We start from the raw sequence: 6,305 nt of genomic DNA, 5'->3' as shown, positions 1-6,305 counted from the left end.
CCAGGTCGCGAACGCGCACGGCGACACGGGCGCCAGCGCGACCGCGCTCGCCGCGGCGGCCGCGCTCGGTGCGACGCTGCTGTACGGCATCGCGGCCAACTATACGAAACGCAAGCTCAGCGGCGTCGATCCGCTCGTCAACGCAGCCGGCAGCATGATCGGCTCGACCCTCCTGCTGCTGCCGTTCGCGATCGCGACCTGGCCGGCCGCGCCGGTCGGCGTGCACGCATGGAGCGCGGTGCTCGCCCTCGGCGTCGCGTGCACGGGCATCGCGTATTTCATCTTCTTCTACCTGATCGCGCATGTCGGGCCGGCCCGTGCGATTACCGTGACGTTCGTGATCCCGGTGTTCGGGCTGCTGTGGGGCGCGCTGTTCCTCGGCGAACACGTGTCGGCCGTGATGATCGAAGGCTGCGCGATCGTGCTCGTCGGCACCGCGCTCGCAACCGGCGTGATCAAGCGGATTCCCGGCGTCCGACCGCGCGGCGGCGAGGCGGCCTGACGATCGGCGAGCGGGGCGCACGAACTGCGGCCGGCCGCCCGTCGCCCGTCGCCCGTCGCCCGTCGCCCGTCGCCCGTCGCGCGACAGTACCGGTGACGACGCGACGCGGGTGTGCCGACGGGCCGCGGATCGCATCATGACGCGCGGGCATTCGCCTCATTCGTCTGACGGCGGCGGCCGCCGCCGGGATTTCCCGCATCGGCCTGCGCGTCGCGCCGCGGCGACGCACGGTCATGCCGAGGCTCTGTCTCGAGATTGTCATCTGCCGCTGGCTGCGGCGCGCTTCGTTTCGCGACGGTCATGCACCGTACGCATGCACGCGGCGCCCGTCGCCGCGCCGCCGGGCACGGGCTGGAATCGCGGTGTACCGTTTGCGTCTGGAGTTACCCTGATACGCGCGCCGCGGCAATCCCGTTACACTCGGAAAACTCATCCGCAGAAGGCGGTCTCGATGCTCCACGTTCTTTTGCGTCCGCCTGCGCATGCGGCTGCATCGGCGTGGCGATGCGCCGCCGCCCCGCCGTCCGCTGCCGGGCACCGTTGACATGAAGTCCACCCGCGACCTGTCGCTCGACGCCCTGCTCGAACGCCTCACGCCGACGCCCCAGGGCTGGCTCGCCACCTATCGCACCACGACCTTGCGCAGCGTGTTCCAGCCCGTGCTGTCGATCACGCACAAGCGCGTCGTCGGCTACGAGGCGCTGCTGCGCGTCGTCGACGACAACGGCGCGCTGGCGTCGCCCACCGCCCTGTTCGACAAGGCGCGCGGCGACGCCGACGCGCTGCTGCTCGACCGGCTCGCGCGCTGCCTGCACACGGCCAACTTCGTCGCGCAGGGGATCGGCGACGGCTGGCTGTTCCTGAACGTGACGCCGCGCGTGCTGGACACGGGCCTCGTGCAGCGCGAGTTCGTCGAGGCGCTGTGCCGGCATTTCGCACTGCCGCCGAATCGCATCGTGCTGGAGGTGATCGAGCAGCCGGCGCGCGACGAAGCCGCGCTCGCCCGCACGATCGACATGATCCAGCATCGCGATTTCCTGATCGCGATCGACGATTTCGGCACCGGCTTCTCGAACTTCGACCGCGTGTGGCGGGCACGGCCCGACATCGTGAAGCTCGACCGTTCGCTCGTCGAGCGATCGACCGGCTCGGCCGAGGATCGCCGCATCATGCATCACCTCGTGTCGATGCTGCACCAGGCCGGCGCGATGGTGCTGGCCGAAGGCGTCGAAAGCGACGACGCGCTGCAGGCGCTGATGGAAGCCGACATCGATTTCGTGCAGGGTTTCCAGTTCGGCCAGCCCGATGCATCGATCGCGCACGCGAGCGCCGCGGCACCCGCGATGCTCGATGCCGCGTGGCGGCGCTTCCTCGCCCGCCGGCACACGCCGGTGGCCCCCGAGCAGCCCGGCTTCGACGCGATCGAACGGCTCGTGCTCGGCGGCGCGGCCGCGTTTTCAGCGAGCGGCAACCTGCAGGACGCCGCGCAACGCGTGTTCGCGGTGCCGGCCGCGCGTCGCGTGTTCGTCACGGACGAGACCGGCGAACAGTTCCTGCCGTCGATCGGCGCACCGCCCGACGACAGCCAGGCGAGCGTGACGCGTCTCGCGCCGCTGTTCCCGGAAACCCACAGCAACTGGTCGCGACGCCCGTATTTCCAGCGCGCGATCGCCGCCCCCGGGCGCGTCGCGCTGATGGGGCCGCACTTCTCGCTGACGGAAGGCCGCGACTGCTATACGGCCGCCGTCGCGATCCGCGCGCAGAGCCGGCTCGTCGTGTTCTGCGTCGACTTCGTGCTCGACAGCGCCGGAACCGTGATGCGGTAGCCGGCGCGCACGGCGCACGTTCGCCTGCGACCCGCACCGGCCCTTCGCTCGTCAGTCGATCACCTTCCCTCGTCCTGACTTCACCGTGCTGCGGCGCGACTTGTGCTCGAGCCGCCGTTCCTTCGACGCACGCGTCGGCCGCGTCGCGACCCGGGCACGCGGCGTGTATGCGACGCTGCCGATCAACGTATCGAGCCGTGCCAGCGCGGCCTCGCGGTTCTTCTCCTGCGTCCGATATTCCTGCGACTTGATCACGACGATGCCGTCGCGCGTGATGCGCTGGTCGGACAGCGCAAGCAGCCGCTCCTTGAGGACCGGCGGCAGCGACGACGCGCGAATGTCGAAGCGCAGATGAATCGCGCTCGACACCTTGTTCACGTTCTGCCCGCCCGCGCCCTGCGCGCGCACGGCCGTCCATTCGACCTCGGTCGGATCGAGCGTGTAGCGAATCATCATCGCGAAACCTCCGTGCGGCGCCGGGCAAGCGCCTCGTCGACGCGGGCCGCGAGCCCCGAATCGCGCTGCGTGCGTGTCGCGACCGCCTGCGCCAGCACGCGCCGCGGCCCGATCACCTGCACGCGCGTGCGGGCGCGCGTGACGGCCGTATAGACCAGCTCGCGCGTCAGCACCCGGCCGAACGACGCGGGCAGCACGAGCGCCGCCTCGTCGAATTCCGAGCCCTGCGACTTGTGCACCGTCAGCGCGAAAGCCGTTTCGTGCGGCGGCAGCGCAGCCGGCGACACCGCGCGCGCGGTGCCGTCCGCGCGCCGGAACCACACGCGTAGCACGCCATGCGCGTCTGGCAGCGCGATGCCGATATCACCGTTGAACAGCCCCAGCGCGTAGTCGTTGCGTGTGACCATGATCGGCCGCCCGGTGAACCAGTGCGCGCCGACCGCGAGCGGCACGCGCGCCGCATGCCGCACGTGCGCGGCCACCAGCGCATTGACGTGTTCCGCGCCGCGCGAGCCGCTGCGGGTCGCGCACAGGATCCGGAACCGGTTGAGCGCGTCGAACAGCGGCAGCGGATCGGGCGCCGGCGCGGCCAGCGCATCGCGCAATGCGTCAAGGTAGACGCCGAAACGCCGGGCGAGCCGCTCGACCGTCGACGACGCCAGCGTGTCGCCCGCATCGTCGTGAAACGATGCGGCGGCCGAATCGTCGGCGGGCAGCGCTTCGAGCGCCGCCTGCACGTCGCCGCGGCGGATCGCGAGCGACAGCCGCCCGATCGGCGAATCGAGACCGAAGCGGTAATTGCGTTCGAGCCATACGACGCAGTCCGCGAGCGGCGCCGCGGCGGGCGTGCCGGTGGACGCGGCTGCGGCTGCCGCTTCGCCGGCCAATGGCGATGCGGGCGCCGTCATCGATGCAAGCGCCGCATCGCCTGCGTCGAATGGCGGCAGCTCGACGGTGTCGAGCCACGCGAGTTCGTCGGCCTCGATCCAGGCCGGTGCCTTGCCGTCTGGTGCGCCGGCATCGGCGGTCAGTGCCGACTCGGCGCGCGGGGGCGGCGCGATGTCGGTCGACGACACTTCGTCATCCTGCGGTTCGTCGTCGAACAGCGACGCCTGTCGCGCATCGACTTTCGACGACCGAAGCGCCGATTTGCGCGAAACAGGCGCGGATGCCGATGGCGACGCCGGAGCCCGTGCGGAAGCGGAAACCGGCTGCGCGGCCGGAACCGCTACCGGCGCCGCCTCGTCCGGCGCCGGCAACGCCGCGACGAACGTCGCCTCGTCGATGCCCAGCGCCTGCGCGATGCGCGCGCGCGCCGCGGCGGTGAACGCCGGCCGCGCGCTCAGCTCCGCGAATACGGCGCCGGCCTCGACCGCCGCCAGTTGGTCCTTGTCGCCCAGCAACACGAGCCGCGCGCCCGGCGCGAGCGCGTCGAGCAGATGCGCGGCGAGCGCGACGTCGATCATCGACGCCTCGTCGACGACGATCAGGTCGTACGGCAACGGATTGTCGCGATGATGCCGAAAGCCGGCTGCCCCGCCGCCGCCCAGCAGCCGATGCAGCGTGTACGACGTGTCGGGCAGGCGCGCCGCGAGCTCGGGCGGCAGATCGCCGGCGCGCGCGTGCAGCGCCTCCTGCATCCGCTGCGCGGCCTTGCCGGTCGGTGCGGCCAGCGCGATGCGCAGCCCCGGGTGCGCGTCGAGCAGACAGGCCAGCACGCCGACGACGGTCGTCGTCTTGCCCGTGCCCGGCCCGCCGCTGACGATCGTCACGCGGCCCGTCAGCGCGACGATCGCCGCGACGCGCTGCCAGTCGACTTCACCGGTGGCCGGCCCGAAGTAACGGGCGAGACTGTCGCGCAACCGGTCGGGCGACAGTCCTTCGTCCGGCGCGGCGACGCCGGCCTGCGCGACGAGCGCATCGGCGAGCCGCCGTTCGTAATCGAAATAGCGCGACAGGTACAGGTGATCGAGCCGGTCGACGATCAGCGGCCGTTCGTCGCCGCGCGCGAGCGTGCCGAACGCGACCACGCCGCTCGCGGCAAGCGCCGCGCGGACCTCGTCGAGCGGCGCTTCGTAACGCTGTGCAAGCGCGCCGAGCGCAACGCACACGTGGCCGCTCGCGGTCGCGCGGCTCGTCGCGAACGCGGCACGCGCCGCCCAGCGTGCCGACGCGGACGGCGCACCGGCACGTCGCGCGAGGTCACCGATGCGGCGCGCGAAGCCTTCCGCGAGCGCAATGCCGAAATCGGCCGGCTCGGGCAGCCGCGCGACGAGACCGCCGGTGAATTCGAGCATGTCGTCGGATGCGGTCATGCGCGGCCCCCTTCCATCATCCGGTCGAGTGCGTCGACGAGCGCGCGGGCGGGCCGCCGCGCATGCACGCCGGCCGGCTCGCCGCCGCTGCGCCAACCTGGCCGCACGCCGCGCACGAACAGGTACAGGTAACCCGCGATATGCGTGTCGTAGTCGTAATCCGGCAACCGGCCGCGCAGATAGCGATGCAGCGCGACCGTATAGAGCAGCGCCTGCAGGTGATATGCGTGATCGGCCATCGCGACGTCGAGCGCGCGCGGGCCATAGGCGTCCGGCGTCGTGCCGAGGTGGTTCGACTTCCAGTCGACGATCCAGAAACGGCCGTCGTGTTCGACGATCATGTCGATGAAACCCTTGATGAAACCGGCGAGCGTGCCCGCCTCCAGTGCAACGTCCGGATAACCGTGCGCGACCAGCAGCCGGCGCAGCGCCAGCAGGTCCAGCGACGGCGCCGGAAACAGGAAACCCATTTCGTCGAGCCGCTTCGCCGGATCGAGATCGACGAGCCGCATGCCCGGCACGAGCTCGGTGTGCACGACGTCGTCGACGAGCCGCACCATCATCGCCGGCAGACGCGCCGCAAGCGCCGGCTCGGCCTCGACCGGCCGGTCGTGCAGCGCGCCGAGCGCGGCCGCGTGCCACGATTCGGGCTCCGTGAACCGGCTGAGTTCGAACAGGCGGTGCAGGCATTCGCCGGCCGCCGCGCCGCGCGGGAACACGAGGATGTCGTCGTCCGGCGGGTCGGTCGCAACCGTATCGGCGAATATCAGTTCGCCGTCCGGCGTCACCGCGGCGAGCGCATCGTGATCGGGCCGCAGTTCGTCGTCGGGCACGGCGGCGACGCCCGCCTCCTCGCGCGCCATCGACGCGGTCAGCGAGCTGAAGCTCGCCAACCGCCACGCATCGCGCAGCACGCGCGTCGCATGGCGCGCCGCGAGCGTCTGCGACGCGTCGTGCCCGGCCGCGAGACGCTCGCGGCGCGCGGGCACGGGCAGCGGCGCGACGCTCACGGGACCGCCCGCGAGCGCGCGCCATGCCGCCTCGAGCGCGGCTTCGTCGGGCGGCTCGTCGAGCCACGCATCGAACGCATGGCCGGCACCGGCGACGAGCCAGTTGAGCACGCTACGCCGCGCTTCGCGCGTCGAACGCGACGACAGGTAGGGCCCGGCGACGACATAGCAGCGATACACCGCGCGCGTGAGCGCC

At 71.8% G+C, this 6,305-nt stretch carries 5 protein-coding genes; 2 read left to right on the top strand and 3 right to left on the bottom strand.

Translation table 11 applies throughout. The features are described from left to right. Together JMF90_RS19325 and JMF90_RS19320 are read left to right on the top strand one after the other, a co-directional pair. Positions 1 to 502, top strand: a 502-nt coding sequence (locus tag JMF90_RS19325) for a DMT family transporter (RefSeq protein WP_201325325.1), incomplete at its 5' end; no start/stop codon positions are given. 545 nt (positions 503 to 1,047) lie between these two features. After that, complete coding sequence (locus JMF90_RS19320) at positions 1,048 to 2,328, top strand: EAL domain-containing protein (protein WP_201316789.1); 1,281 nt, start codon at positions 1,048 to 1,050, stop codon at positions 2,326 to 2,328. A gap of 51 nt (positions 2,329 to 2,379) precedes the next feature. Here the strand turns inward: JMF90_RS19320 and arfB are convergent, their stop codons facing one another. The 3 genes from arfB to JMF90_RS19305 all read right to left on the bottom strand — a co-directional run. Continuing rightward, positions 2,380 to 2,784: an alternative ribosome rescue aminoacyl-tRNA hydrolase ArfB gene (gene arfB, locus JMF90_RS19315; protein WP_201316788.1), complete on the bottom strand. Its 405-nt coding sequence runs from the start codon at positions 2,782 to 2,784 to the stop codon at positions 2,380 to 2,382. Beyond that, entirely contained in the window at positions 2,781 to 5,099 is a 2,319-nt protein-coding gene (locus JMF90_RS19310; RefSeq protein WP_200093876.1) for an AAA family ATPase, read from the bottom strand. Before JMF90_RS19310 ends, arfB begins: the two co-directional genes overlap by 4 nt. Beyond that, the coding region (locus JMF90_RS19305) for a PD-(D/E)XK nuclease family protein (protein WP_201325324.1) at positions 5,096 to 6,305 on the bottom strand (1,210 nt) is incomplete at its 5' end. The genes JMF90_RS19305 and JMF90_RS19310, both read right to left, overlap by 4 nt.

It is taken from the genome of Burkholderia sp. E168m23, from assembly GCF_016586125.1.
Lineage (GTDB): Bacteria > Pseudomonadota > Gammaproteobacteria > Burkholderiales > Burkholderiaceae > Burkholderia > Burkholderia orbicola.
Note: the sequence above shows the minus strand (reverse complement) of the source record. Positions and strands in the feature narration are given on the sequence as shown.

Bases quoted from the DNA above. Each gene is read 5' to 3' on its own strand.
- JMF90_RS19320 (WP_201316789.1), top strand. From the start codon at position 1,048: ATGAAGTCCACCCGCGACCTGTCGCTCGACGCCCTGCTCGAACGCCTC.
- arfB (WP_201316788.1), bottom strand. From the start codon at position 2,784: ATGATGATTCGCTACACGCTCGATCCGACCGAGGTCGAATGGACGGCC.
- JMF90_RS19310 (WP_200093876.1), bottom strand. From the start codon at position 5,099: ATGACCGCATCCGACGACATGCTCGAATTCACCGGCGGTCTCGTCGCG.